A 24113-nucleotide genomic window follows, 5' to 3' on the forward strand; every position below is an offset into this window, starting at 1 on the left:
TGACCTCTTAAGTAGCAGGCACCATGGGCGGCTGACGCTTACAAGTAGGGGATCGAGATCTCTTGATCAGCACACAAAAAAGCGGACCTTTTTCAAGGCCCGCTTTTTTTGTTCGTATGCCGATAGGCTGCTTTAGTTATCCAAGGCGGCCACAACACTGGGTGCCCGGCGGAGCAGCGCAGTCATCTTCTGGCTATGACGTTTGAAATCGACCAGATAACGACGGGGTACACTTTTACCCATGGGTAACTTCACTTTAAGCGGATTAACCTGACGCCCACGAACCCGCACTTCATAGTGCAAATGGGGGCCGGTTGCTGCACCAGTCGCACCAACATAGCCAATGACTTGACCCTGCTTAATGTGCGAACCCACTTTTAAACCACGCTTAAAGCCACTCATGTGGGCATAGGCTGTGGTGTAGGTGCTGTTGTGTTTGACAATGACCAGATTACCAAAGCTACCTTTGTGACCCCGGTACAAAATACGGCCACTGCCTGAAGCACGAATAGGGGTGCCTTTGGGCGCGGCATAATCCACACCTTTGTGGGCGCGGGTAAAGCCGTAGACTGGGTGCTTACGCGCCAAGGAGAAGCGCGAAGAGATGCGGGTAAAGTCCACAGGGGCCTTAATAAACATCTTCTCAACGCTGGAACCCGTCGGCTTATAGTAGCCAACAACACCACGCGGATCTTTATAACGGATCGCTTCGTAAGCACTGCCTTGGTTAATAAACTTGGCAGCGAGGATGTTGCCGTTACGGATTTTACGGCCATCCATTTGCAGCTCTTCATACACAACCGTAAAACGGTCACCGGCACGAATATCTCGCGCAAAGTCCACATCCCACTCAAATAGACCGGCCAGACGCATGGCCAGATTTTGCGAGAGACCAGCTTTACGGGCCGCAACCAGCAGCGAACCATTGATTATGCCCGTCACAGACTTCAGCTTGACTTGATACGCCTTCTGCTCCAACTCGGCGACCAGACCACGACCCGGCTTCTTTTCAATATAAAGCGTTTTATCTGTGGAGGCCTCATAGGTCAAACCAATGAGGTTATGTTTGATATCAAAGGCCATGTTGAGCTCACGCCCCGGACGCAGCCGACGCGCAATATCAAAACTGGATTGACGCTTGGCCACCTTGGCCATTTCAAACGCGACCAGATTGGACACCCCATGGCGGGCCAAAATGGCACTGAACATATCACCACGACGCACCTTTTCCGTCACCACTTGCTTAGCGTTAGGAAAACGGCTGCGTACTTTATCGTGCTTTACGGGTTTTCTCTTCTTAATCGCCACTTGTTTAACCGTGGCTGCGCCAGTTGGCGTCACCTGAGCAACATCGGTTTGGGCAGACTTTAATGCCGCAACCGTCGGCTCACTTATCTCACCCTGGACCAGGGTTGAAACAATGGCTTTAGGTGCCGGGGCAATTTTGGGAATTTTGTCGCTCAGACCCAGCTCACCATCCACAATGTTACTTTTACCATATAGCGCGGCCAACCCAGGTGACATGGAAGCCGCCGCTTGATCTGATAATGCGGGTTTTTCCAGATCAATACGGGGTAGAGCTTCTAAAGTGGCCAACTGCAAATTACGTTGCTCGACCTGTGCTTTAAAGCGCTTCTGATCTTCTGTGGTAATAACCAGGGTGCGGTTTTTGGTAATGGCGTAGTAAAAGGCACGGAACATTTGATGACGGTCCCGGCGAATAACCACTGGGTTACCGGCACGCATTTTCCGAGCTAAGTCATAGTGAGGCTTAGCGGCCTTATACATTTTTAACGCAGCTGCGTAAGAGATCTCATAGCGTTGAAGCATACCGGTCATGGTATCTCCAGCACGTACTTGATCTTCCTGTAATGTGGTGGTTGCCACCGCCATGACAGGCTCATCGCTGTTTGCGTCACCCATGTCTGTACCAAGACCCATCGGCAACTCAACACTGGGTGCGGATTGATGGGCCACTTCCAGTTCCTGAGGTGTCATAACCTCAGCAACAGGGTCAGGCTCAAGCAACGCATCCGGGGTAAAGATGGCGGTACGGGTTGGTTCATTATCTAGTGTTGGGGGAGCTACAGGCAGCAGACCAGCGCGGTTCAATACCATAGCATCCTGAAACTTCTGCCCCGGGTGGGTTACAGATTGTCCAGTATGGGCATCAAGAACCCGATGGGCTACCAGCCCACCAACGGTCAACGCACCCACCAGGAAAAAGCGCAACCAACGACGCTCAGGGCGTTGTTGACGCGACAAATATCCACCAGTGTGGGCGTAGGTTCCCAAACGGTTCAGCTTTTTGTTATGACCAGAATTCATTGAGTTATCCGCTGACTGTTGTATAGCCATCAAGGCAACGGCTTGATCCGAATTACCCTTGATGCAATTCTCAGTCCTTTTTTTCAGGCAAGATGCAAATTCTCGCTTGAGCTCTCAGGCCGCTCCTTGCGGCAAGTAAAACCAGAGCAAAATAACTAAAATATACAGCTTTTGTCAAGAATCTCGGATTGTTATGGAGTTTAGCAGGCTATTTTTATTTGTTTCACATATAATTTGTGTGTTAATATCTTCTGTCCATCTATCGTCCAGCCTCTTTTAGTGTAGTTTACTCACAAGCTAGAACTCTATTTTTATATGCTTATTCAATGACTAATACTATTCTAACCGTTATATCCATTGAGAAGACACACCCCATATAGGCCCAAAAATGCACCATAACCTACGCCTTATGCATGTTCTGCTACGCTTAGCCACCATTCCAACCGATCTTATAGATAAGAGCTATTTTGACACTTTGAGGTAGAGAAACCTGCATGCAAGATGCTGTCACCCTTTTAGAAGAGATTCTGGCCAAGCTTAAAAAGAGCCCGGCTGATCTTTCTGGTGCCCAAAAACAGGTCCGGGATCTTATTATTAAAGGACCCTGTGATGGTGAGATGGCCCAGATCAAAACCCTGGTCGACACAGTTTTAGAGCATTTGGTTAAACCCTCATTAGAAAAATCTCATGAGCGTCAATCCCAACTAAGCCGTCTGCAAAAAGAGATCAGCAAACAACGAGAACCAGACCTAAATAAGCTTAAAAAAGATTTGGAAGGCATTACCCCATGGATCACCGAACCTCAGGATTGGGATACCCTTCATCAAAAAATTGATCCCCAAGCTCCCCCGCCCCGTTTTCGCACCCATTTATGTTTGGCCCTAAACCAGTTAAGTGAAGGGGACCCCTGGCTTGAGCACGCATTACAGGCCATGCCTGATGATCAAGAACCCGATTGGAAGGTACTTTTTGACCTGCTGACCGCACTACCCGATCAAGAGTTAAAGCGGGAACGACGCTGGCAGCGTCAAAAGAGTGACCTCATGCAAACCCTGCAACGACTGGCAGAGACCTTAAGTGCGGGTCTTAAGGATTTAGGTCAGGCCGATGGCGAAACTGATGCCCTGGTTGAACGCCTAAAACAGACCCCTGAGCAAGTCAATGTGCAGGAGTTAAAACAGGTACTTATTCAAGAGGCCGATGGATTCCGTCGCCACGCTAAACGTATTCATAGACAGCTGGATCAAAGTAGCCAACGGCTGTTACAAGCACGGGATCGTTTAAAGCAGATGGATGAAGCGCTGCAATCAACCCGTGATGATAATTTGCAAGATCCCTTTACCGGCCTACCTAACCGCTTTGCCCTAAGTGCGCATTTACAACGGTTAATGGAACGTCAACAACATTTGGGTCACGGATTTGCCGTCATTGGCTGTCAGGTTGATCATTTGGCTGCGGTCTTAAACAAACTGAGCGAGTCCAAACGTCACCGCTTGGTGGTCGCCTTAGCCGCACGGATGTCCCGACTTTTAGACGAAGGGGAGTGGTTGGCACGTCGTGAGGAAGAGCGTTTTTATATTCTGCTCAATGAACCCGAGCTGGGTATGGCCCGTGCCCAGGCCCTAGCGCAAATGTTCCTAGGGTTGAGAGAGGCCCTGAATGCCCCCTCACTGCGCATACGTGCCAGCTTTAGCGTCGTACGTTGTGAAGAGGTCTTGGATGAAAAAACCATTTTGGAACGGGTTGAATTTAGCATAACCCAAGCCCGTACACTGGACGATGGTGTACGGGTTGTCCTCTATGAAGGGGAACAAACTGGGGTATAAGCGCCCCTTCCCCCCGACAGCTCGCTTTATCTCTCTGGCTTAAACCACTTTCGTGACGATTCAGGTGCCAACAAACTGGATGCCCGAACCACCATTATTCCCCGTTTTTGCAAACCCGGTAACCACTGTTTTAAAGCCTTTAAGGTCACACCGTAGGGGTGGCCAATGGCAATGGCCGATCCCGTTCGCAGTGCAATACGCTCGGTCTCTTTAAGCCGTTTTAAGATCGCTTCAACCGTACGTTTGTTATCTAAAAAGACAGACCGTTTAGCTCGGGGTACACCGTGAGCCAAAGCAGAACGGTAGGCGACTGAACGGGGAGAGGTACGACTATCCACAAAGTAGAGTTCACGCCGGACAAGAACTTTCATCACCGCATTCATCACCTTGCGGTTTTCTGTCAAAGCAGAACCCATGTGGTTATTAATACCCACAACCTCTGGAAAGGCCTTGAGATTTTTATTCAAAATCTCTGTTACTTCATCAGGTTCCATACCTTCCAACAAAGCACCTGGACCCGGGTTAACCCTAGGGTAACCTTTGGGCTGCATGGGCTGGTGAAGGATGATCTCCTGGCCCTTTTTATCCGCCATGTTCACCAACTGGCGGGAATAAGGACCACCGGGCAATACCGCTAAGGTGATATCAGCAGGTAACCTGACAATACCGCGACCCACTGAACCATTGTAGCCAAGGTCATCAATAATAACCGCGATCTTGGCCATACGGGATGGTGTTGGTGTCGGTTTTTTCTCCTCCACCACAGGAACCTCTGACTTATCAATATCGTCAGAGAGATCCTCTTCATAGATAATCCCGGATGTACTTTCCGATTTAGCAGGACCGGTTGGTTTATCGGCCACTTTTTTGACAGGTTTTTCTGTTTGAGTGGGCTTTTTTGCTTCGGTTTTAACCGGTATTTCTTTTTTAACGGGTGATGCTTTAACCGCGGCCTTGGTCTCTTTTTTTGAATCAGGCAGCGCTTTAGCTGCTTTTTTTACAGCGGGTACCGGTGCACGCTCTTTTTTAGTCTCAGCTGTTTTCTCAACAACGGCCTGACTTTTTTGGGGCGTGTCTTTTGATTGGCTCTTTGGCTCAACACGCTTGGTGTGTTCAGGGGTCGGTTTTTTCTCATCAACCGTCGTATCTGACTCTGCTTTTTTTGGCTCTTTTTGACGGACAGATGTATCCGGCTTTTTTTGCACTTCAACCGGCTGCTTGGAGGCATCGGTCTGTTTGGGCTTTTCTGCCTTGGCCGCGGGGGGGGTTACTTCCGACTGCATTCCGGCATCAAGATCACCCTGGGGAGGCTCAGCTGGCTCATCCTCTATTGGATTATCGAGTGCTGGTGGTATAGCTTCAGGTTTGGCCACCAAAGAGGCTTTTTGAACATCTCTGTTCAGCTCCTCAGTATCCTCCTGCATGATACGGGACATCGCAGGCTGCAGTGTATAGCCCTGCTCTTCAGCATAGGGCGGCGTACCCCATGGGGTTGCCAAGCGCTCCTGGTCCAGTAACGACCAAGGTCCAGCGACCCAAAGATAGAAAATAAAACCAACCAGGCCAAAGACAAGTAGGGTACCCACTAGGAAATCCCAGCGGGCACCCCCGTGTTGACTGGTGTCAGAAGTGACGTGTGTTAGACGGTTCAAGAAACCACATCCGTGTTGTATATGAAGCGTCGCTTTTTAGCGTTGCAGAGCGGAGGTCTGGAACACTTGTAAGCCGCGCAGCAGATCCAGTGCCCGCTTCAATTGATAATCATCCTTGCTACGACCTGTAACCCGGTCACGATCTTCAGGCTGGCCTTCTGCTTTACCTTTGCCGTCGCCATCTTTTTTAGCGTCTTTAGATTCTTTTTTATCGGTACGCTTACCATCATTATCGAAGTGACCCTTCAGATCCTTCTCCTTAGCCCGCTCAATACGATCTTTACGCTTAGCCAAGGTTAGGTCTTCAACAATAATATCAGGCTCAATACCTTTAGCCTGAATGGTACGCCCGCTCGGGGTGTAGTACAGCGCGGTGGTCAAACGCACACCGGCACCATCAGACAGTGGCATAATGGTCTGAACCGAACCTTTACCAAAGGTTTGCGTACCCATGACGACAGCCCGTTTATGATCCTGCAGAGCACCCGCTACAATTTCAGAGGCTGAAGCAGAGCCACCATTCACCAACACAACAATGGGGGCACCATCCATCAGGTCCCCACGGTGTGCATCAAAGGAGAGGTCCTTACCCTTAATGCGCCCCTTGGTATAAACAATACGTCCCTTATGAAGGAATGCATCACTCACTTGAACCGCTTGATCCAGTAATCCACCGGGGTTGTTACGCAAATCCAACACCAACCCACGTAGATTCCCTTTCATCTCAGACTCAATCTCATCCAACGCATGGTCCAATAAAGGACGGGCCTGTTCGTTGAAGGAGGTAATACGTACGTAGGCTAGGTTGTTGTCCTCAGCCCGCCATTTAACACTGCTGATCTTGATCACAGCACGTGTAATGGTGAAAGTCAGAGGTTTATTTTCACCCTTACGGATCACCGTCAGATTGATATCAGTACCAGGCTTACCGCGCATGCGTTTGACCGCATCCATCAGGTTCATGTCCTGTGTACTCTCATCTTCAATCTTAATGATCAGATCACCCGCCTTCATACCCACACGATCGGCTGGGGTATCTGCTATAGGTGCAACCACTTTAATGGCCTGGTCGCCACGGGTAATCTCAATACCAAGGCCACCAAACTCACCTTTAGTATCCACCTTCATCTCTTTGAAACTGTCAGGATTCAAAAAGGAGGAGTGGGGATCCAGGGTTTCCAACATGCCACTAATGGCACCGTATAGAACCTTCTCTTCATCCACCTCTTCCACATATTGGGTGCGGACAAGATCCAGTACTTCAGTAAATACTTTTAACTTTTCGTAGGTCACACGGCCCAGGGCCATACCGTTATTAGCGGCCTGCATACCAACGATAAAAAGAACCAACGCCACCACCAGCCACAGCCAGCTACGTGTCGATTTTTTATCCTGACTCATTTTAAGCACCTATCATCCGCGTTAACTGCGCATGCCTTGTGGGAATGGGCGTACCAAAACCCTCGTGGATTAAATCCTTTAAAAATGCCTGAAGCACGCTAGTTTTTCCAGCCTCTTCAATCAAAATGTGCCGACAAAGGTCCTCTTTGATACAAAAAGTCCGATTTCACAGCTATGCAAAGGGTGTGCTAGTAAGCAAAAGTGTTTGAAAGAACGAGAATGAGGCGGGAAAAGTCTGTTATCAGACCAAGCATGAAGGTTTTATAGCCAAGCCATTGCGGCATCAATGCTAGAAAAAGTGTCAGAATTTAGTGGTTACTTAAGCGCATATTCGCAGCATTCCACAAAGCAGAGCACGGCGAACCAGGTAGCTATTGGACCCTATTTACCCCCCTACCCTAGCCCTAGAACTAGCGACCTCGGCGAACCAACCACCGTCGGGCATTAACGGTTTTGCCCCGGTTGCGAATCTCAAAATAGAGGCCAATCCGACCATCTAAAGCCCCTGTATTCCCTACTTCAGCCAGCAGATCCCCCTCCTCAACCCAGTCACCCTGTGCCACCAACAGTCGACTATTATGACCATAAAGGGAATAGACATTCTCCCCATGGTTCAAAATCAACAACTGACCATAGCCCCGGAACCAGTCGGCATAGACAATTTGTGCCCGATGGATGGCACGTACCTGAGCACCCTGTGGAACATCAAAAAAGAGCCCCGGATCCTTAGCTTCGGAATGCCCCTGGACCGGTTTAGGTAAACGCCCTTTCATTTGATGAATTTTTTTGAAGGAGGGTGTTCGTGTTTGACGGGTAGGATTAGCCTTGGCCGTTCTGGCACGTGGCGCAATTTCCAAAGGGGAGTTTTGTATGGCCCGATCAAGTTTGCTCACAAACCGGGTTAACGCTTCTTGTGCCTCTTTAAGCTCTTCCACTTTGCGGGCATGCAGGCGACGTTCCCGACGAACCTGATTAAGCAGGTTACTGCGCTCCGCCCGCTCCCGTTCCAGATCAACCCGCAGCTCCAACTCTTTTTTGGCCAACCGCTGTAGGGTGGCCAAAGCCAGTTGCTGTTCGGTTATGGCCTCTTGCAACGACTCCACACTTTTTTTGTAGTGGGTAAAACGGGCATTACGGGCCTCAATCAGATAACGGAAATAGACCATATTCTGCATGGTGGCTTTGGAGTGCCGTTGAGGTGCTAAGATCCGCAAGGCCTCCTTACCCTCCATACCGTAGAACAGGCGAAGGTGACCCGCCAAGAGCTGTTGCTGACGGGCCATGGCCATTTTTCTGGAATCAATACGAGCATTTAACGTGGGCAAAGTGTGGCGTATGCGCTGATCTTCCTGGCGGATTTCAGCCAGTCGCTTCACCCCTTTGCTTAAACGACGCTCCATACGTTCCAGCTCACTGAGCAAAGAACGCTCTTGACCCTTCACTTTGTTTAGGGCCTGTTGCTCCTCTTTAAGCTGCTGAACAATGGCATCCAGCTTGGCCCGTTGCGCACCACCACTTTGGGCCGCAACCGGCACAGCCAGCAGCAACATCAACAACAGGCTGGTGACCAGCCCATATATTCTTAGCCCGGTCACAGGGTCAACCACCTGCAACGGTTTTAAGCTGAACCAGAGAAACCCCATCCATCTCCTGCGGTTGGGGCAAACCCATTAAGGCCAACAAGGTGGGGGCAACATCACTTAGACGACCATCCGTCAGTTGGGCATCCCGCCCTAAATAGATGAGTGGAGCAGGGTTTAACGTATGCGCGGTATGGGCCGTACCCCGATCATCCACCATCTGATCCGCATTACCATGATCCGCTGTAATCAGTACTTCACCACCAGCATCCATAATGGCATCGGTCAGACGAAGCAACTGTGTATCCACCGCCTCAATCGCCTTAACCGCAGCTTCGTAACTACCGGTATGACCCACCATATCCGGGTTAGCATAGTTCACGACCATTAGGTCATACTGAGCACTCTGCACCTTCTCTATCACCTTATCGGTCAAGGTTTTGGCCGACATCTCCGGCTGCATATCGTACGTTGCTACCTTGGGAGAAGGTACCAGCAAGCGATCTTCGCCTTGACAGGGATCTTCCTTACCACCGTTAAAGAAGTAGGTGACGTGCGCATACTTTTCTGTTTCGGCTGCCCGTAATTGGGTCAGCCCCTGATCAGCCATGACATGACCCAAAATGTTGGTCAAATCGACAGGTGGGTAGGCAACACGAACCCCCTGTAAAGAGACATCGTATTGGGTCAGACAGACATAGGCGGACAGTTTAGGCAGACCGTCACGTGTAAAGGGTTCAAAGGTTGTATCTGTAAACACATGGCTGATCTCACGCACCCGGTCAGCCCGGAAGTTCATACAGATGATGGCATCCCCATCGTTGATCATACCAATGGGCTGGCCCCCTTCCACCATGACCGAGGGCTCAATAAACTCATCGGTCTGCCCAGCATCGTAGGCGGCTTGAATCGCCTCATGCGCGGAATCGAAAGGCTGGCCATCACCCAGGGTCATCAGGCGATAGCCCCGCTCCACCCGCTCCCAACGTTTATCCCGGTCCATGGTAAAGTAACGGCCACACACACTTGCCACACGACCCGCACCAATCTCCTTTAACCCTGCCTCAAAGGTTGCCATAAACCCTTTGGCCGACTGGGGCGGTGTATCACGACCATCCAGTAGGGCATGGATATAGATTTCCTTGGCCCCATTGTCTGAGGCACACTGCACCGCAGCAAGAATTTGATTTTGGTGGGAGTGGACACCACCGGGAGAGAGCAAACCGTAGAGGTGGACGGCGCCACCAGCCTTGTTGGCATCTTCAATGGCACACAGCAGTGCCTCATTTTTCATAAATGAACCATCTTCAATGGCACGCCCCACCCGGGTGAACTCCTGATACACCACCCGGCCTGCTCCGAGATTAAGATGACCAACCTCAGAGTTACCCATCTGCCCCTCAGGAAGCCCAACATCCCCAGCCGAGGTTTGCACTTTGGCGTTGGGTCGCTCAGCAAACCAGCGGTCCATATGTGGTGTGGCGGCATTGGCAATGGCGTTATTTTCCGTGGTATCACGCAGACCCCAGCCATCAAGGATGACCAGCGTCATGGGTTTGGGACGGTGCGCTTGCATAATGACATGGGCTCCGAGTAAGGATCAGTAGCAACTGGACGCACAAGGTTTGTACGCGATATGGTTGGTGATCATACCACCAGCCCATGTCGGAACCAAGAGCAGGCCTGTATACCTAAGGTATCTGTTCGCCACAACTATCTTTTTCAACACTATTGACCACGCTCTTTCTTTTACTTCAAAATCCATCTTAATACTTTATAATAATCGAATAGGTACCGACTTATTCTTCATAGATACACTCAATAATCCCAACTTATAACGCAATAATTGTTTCATGATAAAGACAACAACACGGATACATCCTTTATTCATTTCACACGAATCATAATCCCAAATATAACTAAACAATGACCTTCTAATAATTATATTTGAAACCATGATACAACTCGTTAATTATGTAAATTATGAGCTAAAATTTAGGCACACCTGCTCAAAAATGTGACAAAAACATCATGTTTATCTTGCAATATTTTGACTTGAATGGGACAAAAGAATAGATCGCTTCTTAATCGGTACCATGGTTTAACCATGTTTTTCCCTTTGGAGAAGGAAGATGCTAAAAAAACTTACCCTGTCATTTAGTGGCCGTATTGCACTGTGGGCTGGTTTAATACTGCTGATCACCACATCAGTCAGTGTTTTTTTAGTGGCCAAAGAGTTACGACATGAAGCCATGCAGCTAGCTATCGCAAAATCTGAAGCGATTGCTGAAGAAAAAGCCGAGCTCATTGCTGAAAAGATCAACATGGCTTTAGCCGTTGCCCACAACATGGCCCAAACCTACGGGGCCATTAGCCATGATCATAAGCGTCTTAATATCTCCCGCGCGCAGGTTAATCTTCTTCTCAAAAACCTCTTGGCCCAGAATAACCATTACCTAGGGGTTTATACCGCTTGGGAAGCCAACCAATTTGATAACCAGGATAAGCTCTACATAAACAAACCAGGACACGACGCCACTGGGCGCTTTATACCCTATTGGACCGCAGGTGGTATGGAACCGTTGGTGGATATGGAAAACACCACCCAAGATCAATATGGTGCACGCGCTGGGGATTATTACCTCATCCCAAAAGAGGATAAAAAACCTTCGGTTATCGACCCCTATATCTACCCCGTTCAAGGTAAAGATACCTTACTCATCTCATTGGTCGCGCCCATTCTTAACCAAGGTACCTTCCAAGGTATTGGGGGTATTGATCTGCCTGGTAGCTTTATTCAAGATATTGTTAATAAAACCATGCTTTATGATGGCCAAGGCAAAATCTTAATTTTAAGTGCTTTGGGTAAAATTGTGGGGTTATCTCAAGGGGGTGGTGATGTCGGCATGCACTATTCCGAGTCTAAATTATTGGTTAAACAAGATTTTGTGGTGGATGAATTAAAGATACTGCATGGCAAAATGCAGGATGGTAAACATCAGGTTTTGGAAACCGATCAACACTTAAATGTCTTGGTACCCATGCATTTTGGCAGCTCTAAACTGCAGTGGGGTATGTTTGTCCAAGTCCCCTTGCACGTGATCATGGCCGACGTTAATGCAACCATTCAAAAAACCATTATTATCAGTCTTATTTTAATGGTTTTGGGTCTGACACTCCTGTGGTTTATTACCAAACAGCTTATTAAACCCCTGGGAGGGGAACCTGAGACCATGGCCCACGTCGTGTGCCAAGTGGCCAAAGGGGATTTGGCTATTGCTTTGGATGAAGGGGATACCAACCGTAAAAGTGTACAGTTTGCCATGGTCATGATGGTTAAACGACTGCACGAAATGCTCTCTCAAATTGGTGATCAGTCCAACGGACTGGGAGATATATCCACCCAACTGTCGCAAGTCTCCCGTGATCTGGCAGAGGGTTCTGAAGAGATGCGCAATGCCTCCACCCAGGTGCGTGAATCTGCCCAGGAGATGGAAACCAACAATCAAAATATTGCCAGCAATACGGAAGAGATGTCCCATAATCTGGATGATATTTCATCAACCGCCCAAGAGTTTAGCCAAAATATGGGGGCCATCTCAGCAGCGGCTGAAGAGGTTAGTACATCCCTTAGCACCATTGTCGCCGCTTCTGAAGAGGCGGGCACCAATATGCAATCGGTGGCCAATTCGGCGGAAAATTCCAGTGGTAATATGCAATCTGTTGTGGGAGATGTGCATGAACTGGATAACAATATGGGGGACATTCAAAACCGCTGCGTTCAGGCTAAAAATGAGTCTCTAAGCGCCGTGGCACAGGCAGAAGATACAGCCAAGCAGGTGATGAGCCTTGAAAAAATGGCCATGGAGATCTCCAAGGTTGTGGACATGATCAACGATATTGCAGATCAAACCAATATGCTGGCCTTGAATGCCTCTATTGAATCGGCAAGTGCTGGGGAGTCTGGCAAAGGGTTTGCTGTGGTAGCCAATGAAGTGAAAGAGCTGGCAGGTAAAACCACCGAAGCCACCACCATGATTGCGGAAAATATTGAGAGCATTCAAGATAGCTCCAAACGTGCCGTGCAACAGAGCCGATCCGTTTCCGCTGCCATTCAAAACTTAAGCACCATTAATGAAGAGATTGATCTGTCTGTTGAAGAGCAAAAAGGCACATTAAGGAACCTCTCTGATGCCATCGGCTCTGTGGCGCATGAAACCCAGGCGGTTACCCGTGAAGTGAATGAAGCTTCACAAGCCATTAATGAGATCAGCCGTAATATCACGGAAATCTCTAATGGTATTCAGGAGGTCACACTTAATGTAACCCACATCAGCCAGGGTGTGACGGATATGTCCAGCAAGGTTGAACATGCCAGTGAGGGGGGTAAACAGATTAATCAACGGGTGACAGAGTCTGCTCAAGCCTCTTCAAACATTGCGCAAGCGCTGGGCCGTGTTCAAGAGACGTCAGATACGGTGCGTAGCTTAAGTGAGCATGTTCTTCATCAGTCTGAGGATATGAACCGTTCTAGCCAAACCTTAAAAGAGCTGATTTCGCAGTTTAATCTACGTTAAAGCACGGCGTGCTATGCTGCATTATCTTGAAGCTGCTGAACGGCATTAAAGATCTGTTGAGCATCCGGTGGCCAAGCCAAATACGTACCCCGGCGGTACCAGCGTCCAGCTTGGCGTTGTAACAGATAGATAAAGCCTGTATGGCCACTTTGATCTTCAATCATCGTATTGGGGGTAATGGTCACATCCAAGGCACGGTTGATCTGTGGCAGGTTATCCACCATGGGTTCAAAACCGAGAAACGCATCGTGAAAACTCTGTGCATACCCTTCAGCCGGTTGGTGTACTCCTGCCTCAGTGGCGGTAGAGAGGATATTGACAAAGAGTAAAGCCGGCGCAGCCCTTGGAGCATTTTGCTCAAAACGTAGACGCACATCAGCCATACTCTGCAAAGCGGTGGGACAAGAGACCCCACACCCGACAAAGCCCAGGTAGAGTAGGGCTTCATCCTGTTTAACCCGACGCAGCAATGGTAGGTCTAACGGTTGGTGCTCATGGTTAACCCCATTAGCATCACCCTGAAAACCCACCAAACCTACGGCAAACACCCAAACCACATTGAACAGTAAGAGCAACCCCACCACCCACTGTTTTCGCCGTTCGGACCACTGCTGTGGCTGAAATAAAGAGACCACTAGGCTGTCAATTCTGCCTGCGCACTATCCAGCTCCTTACGTCCCCCTTCCAGATCGGTAAAGAGACTCTCTAAACCACCGATATTACGATGCATACCTGTTATTAAATCAAAAGCCTGATCCAACTCATGGCGTACATGCCCCGCGTTGCTATCGGAACGTTCTGCCGCTTGGCCAATACGGTCCGCCAACTCATGAGTGGCCATGGCTGCATTGGCCACTTGATCAGCATGGACCACAGAGGCTGAAACCGCCCCGGCTATTTGTTGTGAACTCTCAGCTGCCTGACCAGCAGCCTGATCCAGATCTTGAGCAAACTGCGTTAGCTCCATGGATTGTTGGGTAATTTCGTCGGTTGCTTGGGCAGCTTGTAACATAGAGTGAGCCGAGCGCTCTGTAACATGGGTTTGATCTTCCACCCCATGTGCAATGGCATTATTGGCTTCATTGACCCGGTTGACTGACTTAATGATCTCACCAAGCGCACTGGCCACGGTGCGCGAGTTATCCTGCACATCCCGTACTTGGGTTGAGATATCTTCTGTCGCCTGGGCGGTCTGCTGGGCCAACTCTTTGACCTCATTGGCCACCACCGCAAAACCCTTACCAGCATCCCCAGCACCTGCCGCTTCAATAGAGGCATTTAACGCCAGCATATTGGTCTGTTCTGCAATGTTGTTAATGACATCCACCACCTTACCAATTTCTATGGCTGCGCTGTTCAACGCATCCACAACCGGTCCCACCGCTTCTGCCCGCACATTAGCATGCTCAGAACGTTCACGGGCATCTCGACTCTGCTGGCTCATCTCCACCAAGGCGCCACGCTGTTCGGTAATGGCACTGGTCACTTCACCAATCACACCGTTAATAGAAGCAAGACGGTTGTTCATGGCAGACAGGTTCATATCCATACGGCTGCTCAAATCCGCCACCGTTTGTACATTCACATTACCGTTTTGTGCCTCTTGGTTGATCAGGTTCAAATCTTGGCGCAGCGCATCCGCCGCTTCACGCATGGCCGTTACATTATCCTGTGACTGATCCACCGCTGAACGGATATGTACCACATCCTCAACAAGTTGACGGTTGGCACCAACCAAGTTATCGGCAATTTCACGGGTACGGTTGGAACTTTCAACCAGCGTATTTTTGCAACTAACCCCCTCACCAATGGCACCGCCGAGCCGCTCAGTCTGGCTCTGTATACTGCCCAAAATGGATTGCAAATTACCCAAAAAACCATTGACCGCAATGGCCTCACTATTATGCTCTTTCACACGTAAGGAGAGGTTACGGTGGCGGATAACCTGACTTAAGGTCGCCGTAATTTCTACATTGGCCAGATATTGATTGGTCATTTGTAGAATAATGTAGGCAAAAACAGCGGTCTCAACCACTACAAACAGTGCATGTAAAATGACAATTTCCAACCCATAGCCATAGTTGAAAATGGTGATGGGCACACCCCACGCATGGACATCAAACTGCTGAAGAAAATTAAAGGTAAGATGGTGTACCGCAATGGTCCCTGCGGCAGCTAAAATGGGGACAATATCTTTGTAACGCACCATAAAGGCCAATGCGACAAAGACATGAAAGTGCAGTTCAATACGCCCTAAGTGTTGCTGGATCACAATGGCGGAGAACACCATAAAGCTGGCCCCCATGACCGCACGTGTCAGTGCCCGCCCAGGCATAATTCGATACGCAAGCCAAGCCACCAGTGTGGTGACACCACCACCAACCATACCCAACAGATAGAACCCATGGCTAAAAGCTGTGACGGTACTAACCAAGATCCATTGAGCAATGATCAGGCGCAGCATCATACGGTCACTGGCTGCAAAATCCTTCTGCAGCTCTTTACGCACCTCATCAGAAAGGTTTTTGTCATAAGCAGGGAATAGGGCTTTCATGGGGCATCACCTCTTTAAATGGGTAAATACAGGCCATGATTATTCTTTTTATAGTATGACCCAGCGTAAAAACTTGATAACAGTTGTGGAATGATTCGCATTCCTTTGGACTAATAGGCTCTATTTATTCAATGAATCATAACCAATAAATACACATCTGGAAATAGAGATTTCAGCTTATCGAGTCATTTTGTGTCTGTTTTGCTCAGGTTTTGTTTTTTTATCCCCGTTAAGAAACGACAGATCGGTCAGAACCGTCACATAAAGTGTAAGGATCCTTTGCCTTGTCACTTTTTATCTCTAACATCATGGGGTCATTCAGAACGGTTAAGACCCTATTGGCTTGTATTGTTTTATAAACACCGAATATGGCATTAAAAAATCAGGTCCGATCTACTTAGCTGTTCTTACGATTCTCTGGGGTGGGTATGGAAACATCGGTACAAGCATGGATGGTTCTGGGCATTATCTCAGTAGTGGTGATCCTCTATGCCCGCGGTCGCCTACCCATGGATCTGGTTTCCATGGGGGTATTGGCGGTACTGGCGGTAGTCTTTCAAATATCACCTTTGGTAGATCATAGTGGTGACGTGGTGTTGGAGGGTGTGGATCTGTTCCGCGGTCTCAGTAACCCAGCGCTTATTTCTGTAGCTGCACTGTTGGTGGTGGGTGAAGGTATCACCCGGACAGGCGCTTTGACCCCTGTTTCAGAATGGATTGAAACCTGGGCAGATGGCTCATGGATCAAAGCTTTCTCTCTGGTTTTGGTGATTACAGCCATCGCCAGTGGATTTGTAAACAATACCCCTGTTGTGGTGATTTTTATTCCCATTTTAGCTGGCTTAGCCAGCCAGTATGATATTCATTCGCGCAAAGTTCTCTTACCCCTCTCTTATGTCTCTATTCTTGGCGGCGCTTGCACACTGATCGGAAGCTCTACCAACTTGTTAGTGGCCGATTATGCTGAACGTATTTTAGGTTATAAAATCAGCATGTTCACCCTTACCCCAGTGGGTGTGGTTTTGTTAATTGTGGGTCTGGTTTACTTAATCTATTGGGCCCCCAGATTAATTTCCGATGAAGGGCCAACCCCTCAATCTGATGATCCCGTGACCCTACGACTGTTCACAGCAGAGTTAAGGGTTGATGAAGGGTGCCCACTCATTGGTCAGGACCTGGCCAAGCTAGAAAAAGAGCTGTTTGAAGATGTAGTGGTGCATAAACTCATTCGGGGTGCTTTGGTGGATTACACCACACCCTATGTTGAGGTTGAGATCAAAGCAGGGGACATTCTACTGGTACAGGGTACGGTCACCGCTTTAAAAGAGTGCGAATTTCACGGCGGAGTGACCATTACACCCTACATGCCGGGCATGCCGCTCTCAGAACAGGATAAAAAGCGTCGCATGTTGGCCGAGCTGGTTATTGCACCAGACTCCCGCATGGTGGGCTTAACCTTGTCACAAATCCGCATGCGGCGTCAGTTTGGGGTTGCCGTGGTGGCCATTAACCGCCCTGCACGGGAGATTAAAGGACGGGTGATTGATACCCCCTTACGACCCGGAGACCTCTTACTGGTAGAGGGCATACCCGAACGGATTGAGACCCTCTCTAACAGTCGTGATTTTCTACTCTACTGGGGCGCCCATAACGCGGTTAAACAGCCACAAAAAGCCCGTGCTGCCGCCGGTATTTTGTTGGGGATTATCATTTTTGCAGCTTTGGATAGCCATGCCATGCCGGTTTTGGCCACTGTGGGTGCCACCTTAATGTTGGCCTTCCGCTGTTTGACCCTGCGTCAGGCCTATAGCGCGCTTTCATCCAAAGTTATTCTACTCATTGCAGCCTCACTGGCTATGGGTACCGCCATGCAAGGCACCGGCGCAGACCAAATGGTGGCCCGTGGATTTTTATGGATCGTGGAAGGCTATTCACCTTGGATGGTGTTAGGTGCATTTGGCTTAATGGTGACTGTTTTTACCAATGTTATCAGCAACAATGCCACCGCCATTCTATTTGCCCCCATTGGCGTTGCTATTGCTGAAGGTATGGGGGTGAGCTTTATGCCCTTCCTTATGATGACAATTTTTGGTGCCAATGCCGCCTTTGCTTCCCCCATTGGGTACAAAACCAACCTGCTGGTCTTTAGTGTGGGCGGGTATCGATTTTCTGATTTCTTTAAAGTCGGCTTACCCTTAAATCTGGGTTTTTGGCTGCTTTCAACCCTATTAATTCCCCTATTCTGGTCTTTTTAATACCTTAAAATAAGCAATAAGTGACACATTCTTGTAGGTAGAATGTCGATGCTAAACGCATGAAACCTCGCCGGATGGTATGGTGCTTGATCCATGCCTTTTATATCCACTAATATTCTAAACTTCATCGACTTATATTCGGCTTATGGTTTGATATTATTTGGTTAAAAACAGGCAAAGAGTCTGGTCAGACCAGAGGGTTCATGGGGTTGCACCTATTAGGCGCTTCTGTCATAATTCGCGCCTCTCATCATGCGGAGGAGTGCCGGAGTGGTTGAACGGGACGGTCTCGAAAACCGTTGTGGGCGCAAGCCCACCCAGGGTTCGAATCCCTGCTCCTCCGCCATTTTTTCAATGGTTTACACAATACACCCATTTCAATCTTACCCTGCCAAAATCCATTCTGGGTGTGAGTTTGGGTGTGACTTTTTCCCTGCTAGAGCCGCTAAAACACCCCAAAAAGCGCATCAAGTTAACAGGCCCGTTAACAGCTTCCATACCCTCGTTTACACACCAAACGATACATCCCCTACACTGTTACCCCTGAACGAATCATATTTTTTCTCTTTCTTTTCATGTTATTACAATACTTCAGTAGCCTCTTTGTCTGTTTGATTCCTTATTTTATGTAACAGAGGACTCCGCTTTGCTTAACAGTTGACCCCCAATCCCGATTGGCTGTTAACCCTGCAAACCTCTGATAAGACAGCTTGGCTACCTCTTTGTTGAGCTTTTCAGTGCATACCAATCAACACACACCTCCCTAATAGCCTTCACCTGCCTCCTCATCAGCCATATGAAGCCTATTTGGCCTAGAGCGGGCACTGTATAAGCAACTGGACTGACACATCTATCCATTAGCCGTGATGGGCTTTGTATCTTGGCCTCACACCCTCGCAAAACACCGGGAACTTCATCTACAGCTGGGGTATGATCATTCCTCGTCAATTTAAACAACCTCTCTTGGTGGTATCGGGTCTTGTCCATACAACAAGCCATGACCACCCTGGAAAATGGATTAGGCAATAACGGCATGAAAACCAACGAGCAGAAATTTTTGAATGATTTGGATAAGAAGCTCTGGAATGCCGCCGATCGGCTGCGCTCCAGCTTGGATGCCGCCGTCTATAAGCACGCGGTACTGGGTCTGATCTTTCTGAAATATGTCAGTGACTCCTTTGATGAGCGAAGAGAGCAGCTCAAAACTCAGTTCCAGGACCCTGAGTACGATTACTATCTAGACCCTGACGAGTTCGACTCTGACCACGAATACCAGGAAGAACTGGAAAGCGAGCTGGAGGTGCGGGACTACTACACCGAGAAGAACGTCTTCTGGGTACCCGCCCGTTCCCGCTGGAAGACCCTTCAGGATCTTGCAGCACTCCCCCCTGGGGCAGAACTACCGTGGATCAATGGTAACGGTCAGCCCGCCCGCATGAAATCCCTTGGCCGCCTCATCGATGATGCCCTGGAGGCCATTGAGAAGGAGAACCCCAAGCTTAAAGGGGTGCTCAACCGCAACTATGCTGCCCTGCAACTGGACCAGGACAAACTTTTGGCCCTGATCAACGAGGTGATCGGCAAGATCCCCTTTGCCCACGAATCCCTACACGCTAAAGATATTCTGGGCCATGTCTATGAATACTTCCTGGGCCAGTTCGCCCTAGCAGAGGGCAAAAAGGGTGGACAATTCTTCACCCCCAAATCCATTGTCTTGCTGATTGTAGAGATGCTCCAGCCCTACCAGGGGCGGGTCTATGATCCGGCCATGGGCTCCGGCGGCTTTTTTGTGCAGAGTGAGCGGTTCATCAAAGAGCACGGTGGCAAGCTGAATAATCTCTCGGTCTATGGGCAGGAGTCCAACCCCACCACATGGCGCTTGGCGGCCATGAACATGGTGATCCGAGGGATTGATTTTAACTTCGGACAAAAAAACACAAATAGCTTTACAGAGGACCAACACCCGGATCTGCGGGCTGATTTCGTCATGGCCAACCCACCCTTCAACATGAAGGAGTGGTGGAACGAAAAACTGGCCGATGATCCCCGCTGGGATATCGCCGGAACGCCGCCCCAGGGCAACGCCAACTTTGCTTGGCTCCAACACATGCTCTACCACCTAGCCCCCAATGGCTCCTTGGGGCTGCTACTGGCCAATGGTTCCATGAGCTCCAATACCAACAATGAGGGGGCGATCCGTAAGAGCCTTATTGAAACCGATCTGGTGGAGTGCATGGTGGCCCTGCCGGGGCAGCTCTTCACCAACACCCAGATTCCCGCCTGTATCTGGTTCCTCACCCGCAACAAGAAAGCCCACAGCGGCAAGCGGGATCGATCCCAGAAGTTCCTCTTCATCGATGCCCGCCAGATGGGCTACATGAAGGATCGGGTGCTACGGGATTTTGATTTCAAGAAGGATATCGAACCGATAACCGATACCTTTCACACTTGGCAGAAGGGCAAAGGGTACGAGGATAAGCCCGGTTTCTGTGCCTCGGTGGATCTGGAGGGGATCCGCAAGCATGAGCATGTGCTCACCCCAGGGCGCTATGTGGGGGCCGCTGCGGAAAAGGAAGATAGCGAGCCTTTTCCCGAGAAGATGACACGCTTGACCGGCCAGTTAAAAAACCAGTTTGAGCAGAGCGCCCAATTGGAAGCGCAGATTAAGAAGAATTTGGCCGGGTTGGGCTTCTGGGAGGTGAACGATGGCGCTTGATCTCTCCAGTCTGCGCAAGGCGTTGGCGTCATTGGAGCGGGCCGTTGGGGTGGCCAGTTCTGAGGCGCGCATGAACGCCATGGAGCCGGAGATCCGCGAGATCATCCGCGCCGGAGTGATTCAGAATTTTGAATTCACCTATGAGTTATGCTGGAAGTTGATGAAGCGTTGGCTGGCGCACAATGTGGGCGAGAGCCATGTGGATGGCGTCACCCGACGAGAACTTTTTCGTCTAAGCGCCGAGTATCGTTTAATCGCTGACGTGGACGAGTGGATGGACTACCACCAAGCCCGTAACCGCACCTCCCATACCTATGATGAAAAGACCGCATTGGATGTGGTGGAGGCTGGGATTGCCTTTGTGCATGCAGCGCGGCACTTCCTGGTGCAGATCGAGGCGCGCAATGATTGACTTGGCCCCGGAGCATCTGGAGACGGTCAAGCGCATCTTGGCCGAGCACGTCCCCGAGTGCGAAGCGCGCGCCTTCGGCTCCCGGGTCGCCTGGACCGCCAAGGATCACTCCGATCTGGACATCGCCCTGGTGGGGCCGGAGAGGCTAGAAACGCGGCGCATGAACCGATTGGTGGAGGCCTTTGAAGAGTCCAATCTGCCCATGCGGGTGGACGTGCTGGATTGGTGGGCGATCTCGGAGGAGTTCCAGCGGGTGATTACGGGAAAGTTTGAGATGCTGGCAGCCTCTAGCCAAGCTATGCAACCTGAAAAAACCTGGGGGGGCCGGGATATGAGTAATCACTTTTTACCTTATACATTCCCTTCCTCCTGGAGGGTTGTTCCATTAGGCAAGCTGTGCTCTAAAATTGGATCTGGGGCGACTCCAAGAGGTGGAGAAAAGGTATATCTACCAGTCCGTCAAAAATTCGCTTTAATTAGAAGTCAGTGTGTTTTTGATAGATCATTCGATTCCGAAGCAGTGAGCTTCATATCAGATAATGATGCTAAGAAGCTTAGCTCATCAGAAGTTTTTCATAGCGATATTCTTCTCAATATCACAGGTGACGGGGTTACATTTGGTAGGGCTTGCCAACCAGAAGCTGCTGTTCTTCCAGCGTGCGTCAATCAGCATGTTGCCATTATCAGGAGCAAGCCTAATGAATGTGACCCTGGCTACCTTCTTACCTTTCTAACTAACAAAGCCATCAAGCAATACATTGAGTCTTTTAATTCTGGTGGAAGTAGAAGAGCGATCACGAAGGGCAGTATCGAAAGCTTTGAAATACCTTTACCACCGATTGAAGAACAAAAAAAGATCGGGGTAATTCTCAGCAAATTTGACGATAAGATAGCCCTAAACCGTCAGATCAACCAGACGTTGGAGGAGATGGCGCGGGCGATTTTCAAGAGCTGGTTTGTGGATTTCGACCCGGTAAAGGCCAAGATCGCCGCCTGCGAGGCAGGCGAAGATCCCCAGCGCGCCGCCATGGCCGCCATCAGCGGCAAATCCCCCGCCCAACTGGACCAGCTCCCCCCCGAGCAATACCAACAACTCGCCACCACCGCCGCCCTCTTCCCCGATGAGCTGGTAGACTCCGAACTCGGCCTAATCCCAAAGGGCTGGAAGACAGGAAAATTAGAAGATATTTTAGTTCTTCAAAGGGGCTTTGATTTACCTGTTTCCAAAAGATCTGAAGGAGAGTATCCCGTAATATCTGCAGGAGGTATCCATGGAACTCATAATGAATTCAAAGTTCTTGGACCAGGCGTAACCACCGGTCGAAGTGGAGTGTTGGGTAAGGTAGAGTTCATTAGCTCTGACTTTTGGCCTTTGAATACAACTTTATGGGTAAAAAAATTTAAGCTTGGTTCTGCTCTCTTTGCTTTCCATGTTCTTCAGCAAATTGACTTTAAGGCATTTAATGCTGGATCAGCAGTTCCAACCCTTAATAGAAATCATGTGCATAGTCTTCCAGCACTACTGCCTCAAAATGATCTGATTTCATACTTTGAAGATGTCCTTAACGATCTTGAAAAAATCAGTGAGGCTAACGACCAATCTTCGAGAACCTTATCTCAACTTCGTGACACCCTCCTTCCCAAACTCCTATCTGGTGAAATCAACCTGGATTCTCTACCTGAGGTAATGTGATGAACACACCAACGATAAGCGACAAGTATAATTTACCCAGCCAATTGGAGAGTAATTTTCTTCGTACGATTTCTGGCCTTTATCATCATCAAGGACACAATGAGCTTTTGGCAATTATTGTTAATGCTCAAGTCCAAGTTGAGGAAGCTGCTCACTATGATAACTGGAACGGTGGTCTACATGGCCATGTTGTCCATCTTCACGTTCCAGAAGCCATATTCATTCAGAACGTTAGGAAACTCCCAAAATTTGAACAAACTATATGTGAAGACCTAAACACAGCAGCAAAGTACGATCACAGTCAGGATACTGAGCACTTTTATAGTGTTTCAATTCATTGTTTACATGATGAAACTCAAGATTGGAGGGTCTCATCAGGTGCGTTATTAGGATCATCAGCCAGTAATGAAAGCCCACCGGGAAACCCACATGTCATACCTGTTGAAGTTGAATCCAGGATTTGGGAACCCAATAAATATCGAATTTTCTTGAGCCATAAGGTCCCGTTTAAAAAAGAAACAGCAAAATTGAAAGAACAGCTTTCCTATTATGGTATTAGCTGTTTTGTTGCCCATGAAGACATCCATCCCGCCGAAGAGTGGCAGCATGAAATTGAGAATGCTTTAAACAGTATGCATGCTTTGGTGGCCTTGATAACTGATGATTTCAGTGACAGCCCTTGGACAGACCAAGAAGTTGGCTATGCTCTTGGACGAGGTGTACCGGTTATCCCGGTCACACTCCAAACCAAAGACCCATATGGTTTCATTGGAAAAATTCAAGCTCTACGCAGCACTTGGGAAAACCAGTTACTACCTTCTCAAGTAGTTGCCCTATTGCTGAAAAAAGACCAGGAACGGGTAGTCGATGGTTTGATACAAGGAATGAGGGATTGCCCAAATTTCAATATGGGAAATGAATTGGCAGATCAACTGCCTATTATTACGAACCTATCAGATATCCAGATTCGAAAGATGATTGAGATCTATGATTCAAATGGAGAAATTAGCGGTAGCTTTGGTTTTTCTGGGTCTAGTAGACACGGATATCAGGGGTTGCATCATCATCTGAATCGAATCACAGGAAAAAATTACGACTTTTAGTAATTCCCACTGTATA

14 protein-coding genes and 1 tRNA gene are annotated in these 24113 nt (G+C 49.0%); 8 read left to right on the forward strand and 7 right to left on the reverse strand.

The features are described 5' to 3' along the window. Positions 1–132 precede the first annotated feature (132 nt). Positions 133–2328 carry a M23 family metallopeptidase gene (locus tag V5T57_RS01970; RefSeq protein WP_332889477.1) on the reverse strand — a complete coding sequence of 732 codons (2196 nt, stop codon included), beginning with the start codon at positions 2326–2328 and terminating at the stop codon, positions 133–135. 494 nt (positions 2329–2822) lie between these two features. Here V5T57_RS01970 and V5T57_RS01975 point away from each other — a divergent pair, with 494 nt between their 5' ends. Next, positions 2823–4154 (forward strand): GGDEF domain-containing protein, encoded by a 1332-nt coding sequence (locus V5T57_RS01975; RefSeq protein ID WP_332889478.1) that lies wholly within the window; start codon positions 2823–2825, stop codon positions 4152–4154. Between the two features lie 26 nt (positions 4155–4180). Here V5T57_RS01975 and V5T57_RS01980 read toward each other — a convergent pair whose 3' ends face one another. The 4 genes from V5T57_RS01980 to gpmI all read right to left on the reverse strand — a co-directional run bounded on the left by V5T57_RS01980 (position 4181) and on the right by gpmI (position 10363). Beyond that, complete coding sequence (locus tag V5T57_RS01980) at positions 4181–5806, reverse strand: divergent polysaccharide deacetylase family protein (RefSeq protein WP_332889479.1); 1626 nt, start codon at positions 5804–5806, stop codon at positions 4181–4183. A gap of 36 nt (positions 5807–5842) precedes the next feature. Beyond that, positions 5843–7207: a S41 family peptidase gene (locus tag V5T57_RS01985; RefSeq protein ID WP_332889480.1), complete on the reverse strand. Its 1365-nt coding sequence runs from the start codon at positions 7205–7207 to the stop codon at positions 5843–5845. Positions 7208–7617: 410 nt separating this feature from the next. Then, a complete protein-coding gene (locus V5T57_RS01990; RefSeq protein ID WP_332889481.1) occupies positions 7618–8850 on the reverse strand; it encodes a murein hydrolase activator EnvC family protein in 1233 nt (410 codons plus the stop codon). Next, positions 8807–10363 carry a 2,3-bisphosphoglycerate-independent phosphoglycerate mutase gene (gene gpmI / locus V5T57_RS01995; protein WP_332889482.1) on the reverse strand — a complete coding sequence of 519 codons (1557 nt, stop codon included), beginning with the start codon at positions 10361–10363 and terminating at the stop codon, positions 8807–8809. The genes V5T57_RS01990 and gpmI overlap by 44 nt, the downstream gene beginning before the upstream one ends. Before the next feature lie 556 nt (positions 10364–10919). Here gpmI and V5T57_RS02000 point away from each other — a divergent pair. Further along, positions 10920–13364 (forward strand): methyl-accepting chemotaxis protein, encoded by a 2445-nt coding sequence (locus V5T57_RS02000; protein WP_332889483.1) that lies wholly within the window; start codon positions 10920–10922, stop codon positions 13362–13364. A gap of 11 nt (positions 13365–13375) precedes the next feature. Here the strand turns inward: V5T57_RS02000 and V5T57_RS02005 are convergent, their stop codons facing one another. After that, positions 13376–13999 (reverse strand): SCO family protein, encoded by a 624-nt coding sequence (locus V5T57_RS02005; RefSeq protein WP_332889484.1) that lies wholly within the window; start codon positions 13997–13999, stop codon positions 13376–13378. Then, a complete protein-coding gene (locus V5T57_RS02010; RefSeq protein ID WP_332889485.1) occupies positions 13999–15918 on the reverse strand; it encodes a methyl-accepting chemotaxis protein in 1920 nt (639 codons plus the stop codon). Before V5T57_RS02010 ends, V5T57_RS02005 begins: the two co-directional genes overlap by 1 nt. 428 nt (positions 15919–16346) lie before the next feature. Between V5T57_RS02010 and V5T57_RS02015 the strand changes: the two genes are divergently transcribed. The 6 genes from V5T57_RS02015 (at position 16347) to V5T57_RS02040 (ending at position 24097) form a co-directional block, all read left to right on the forward strand. Then, complete coding sequence (locus V5T57_RS02015; RefSeq protein ID WP_332889486.1) at positions 16347–18173, forward strand: SLC13 family permease; 1827 nt, start codon at positions 16347–16349, stop codon at positions 18171–18173. Between the two features lie 256 nt (positions 18174–18429). Then, positions 18430–18519 (forward strand) — tRNA-Ser (locus V5T57_RS02020). A gap of 687 nt (positions 18520–19206) precedes the next feature. Continuing rightward, positions 19207–20889 carry a class I SAM-dependent DNA methyltransferase gene (locus tag V5T57_RS02025; protein WP_442918162.1) on the forward strand — a complete coding sequence of 561 codons (1683 nt, stop codon included), beginning with the start codon at positions 19207–19209 and terminating at the stop codon, positions 20887–20889. Then, positions 20879–21301 carry a nucleotidyltransferase substrate binding protein gene (locus tag V5T57_RS02030; RefSeq protein WP_332889488.1) on the forward strand — a complete coding sequence of 141 codons (423 nt, stop codon included), beginning with the start codon at positions 20879–20881 and terminating at the stop codon, positions 21299–21301. The genes V5T57_RS02025 and V5T57_RS02030 overlap by 11 nt, the downstream gene beginning before the upstream one ends. Beyond that, positions 21294–22994 carry a restriction endonuclease subunit S gene (locus V5T57_RS02035; RefSeq protein ID WP_332889489.1) on the forward strand — a complete coding sequence of 567 codons (1701 nt, stop codon included), beginning with the start codon at positions 21294–21296 and terminating at the stop codon, positions 22992–22994. Before V5T57_RS02030 ends, V5T57_RS02035 begins: the two co-directional genes overlap by 8 nt. Continuing rightward, a complete protein-coding gene (locus V5T57_RS02040; protein ID WP_332889490.1) occupies positions 22994–24097 on the forward strand; it encodes a toll/interleukin-1 receptor domain-containing protein in 1104 nt (367 codons plus the stop codon). Before V5T57_RS02035 ends, V5T57_RS02040 begins: the two co-directional genes overlap by 1 nt. Positions 24098–24113 lie beyond the last annotated feature (16 nt).

It is taken from the genome of Magnetococcus sp. PR-3 (assembly GCF_036689865.1).
Classification (GTDB): Bacteria; Pseudomonadota; Magnetococcia; order Magnetococcales; family Magnetococcaceae; genus Magnetococcus.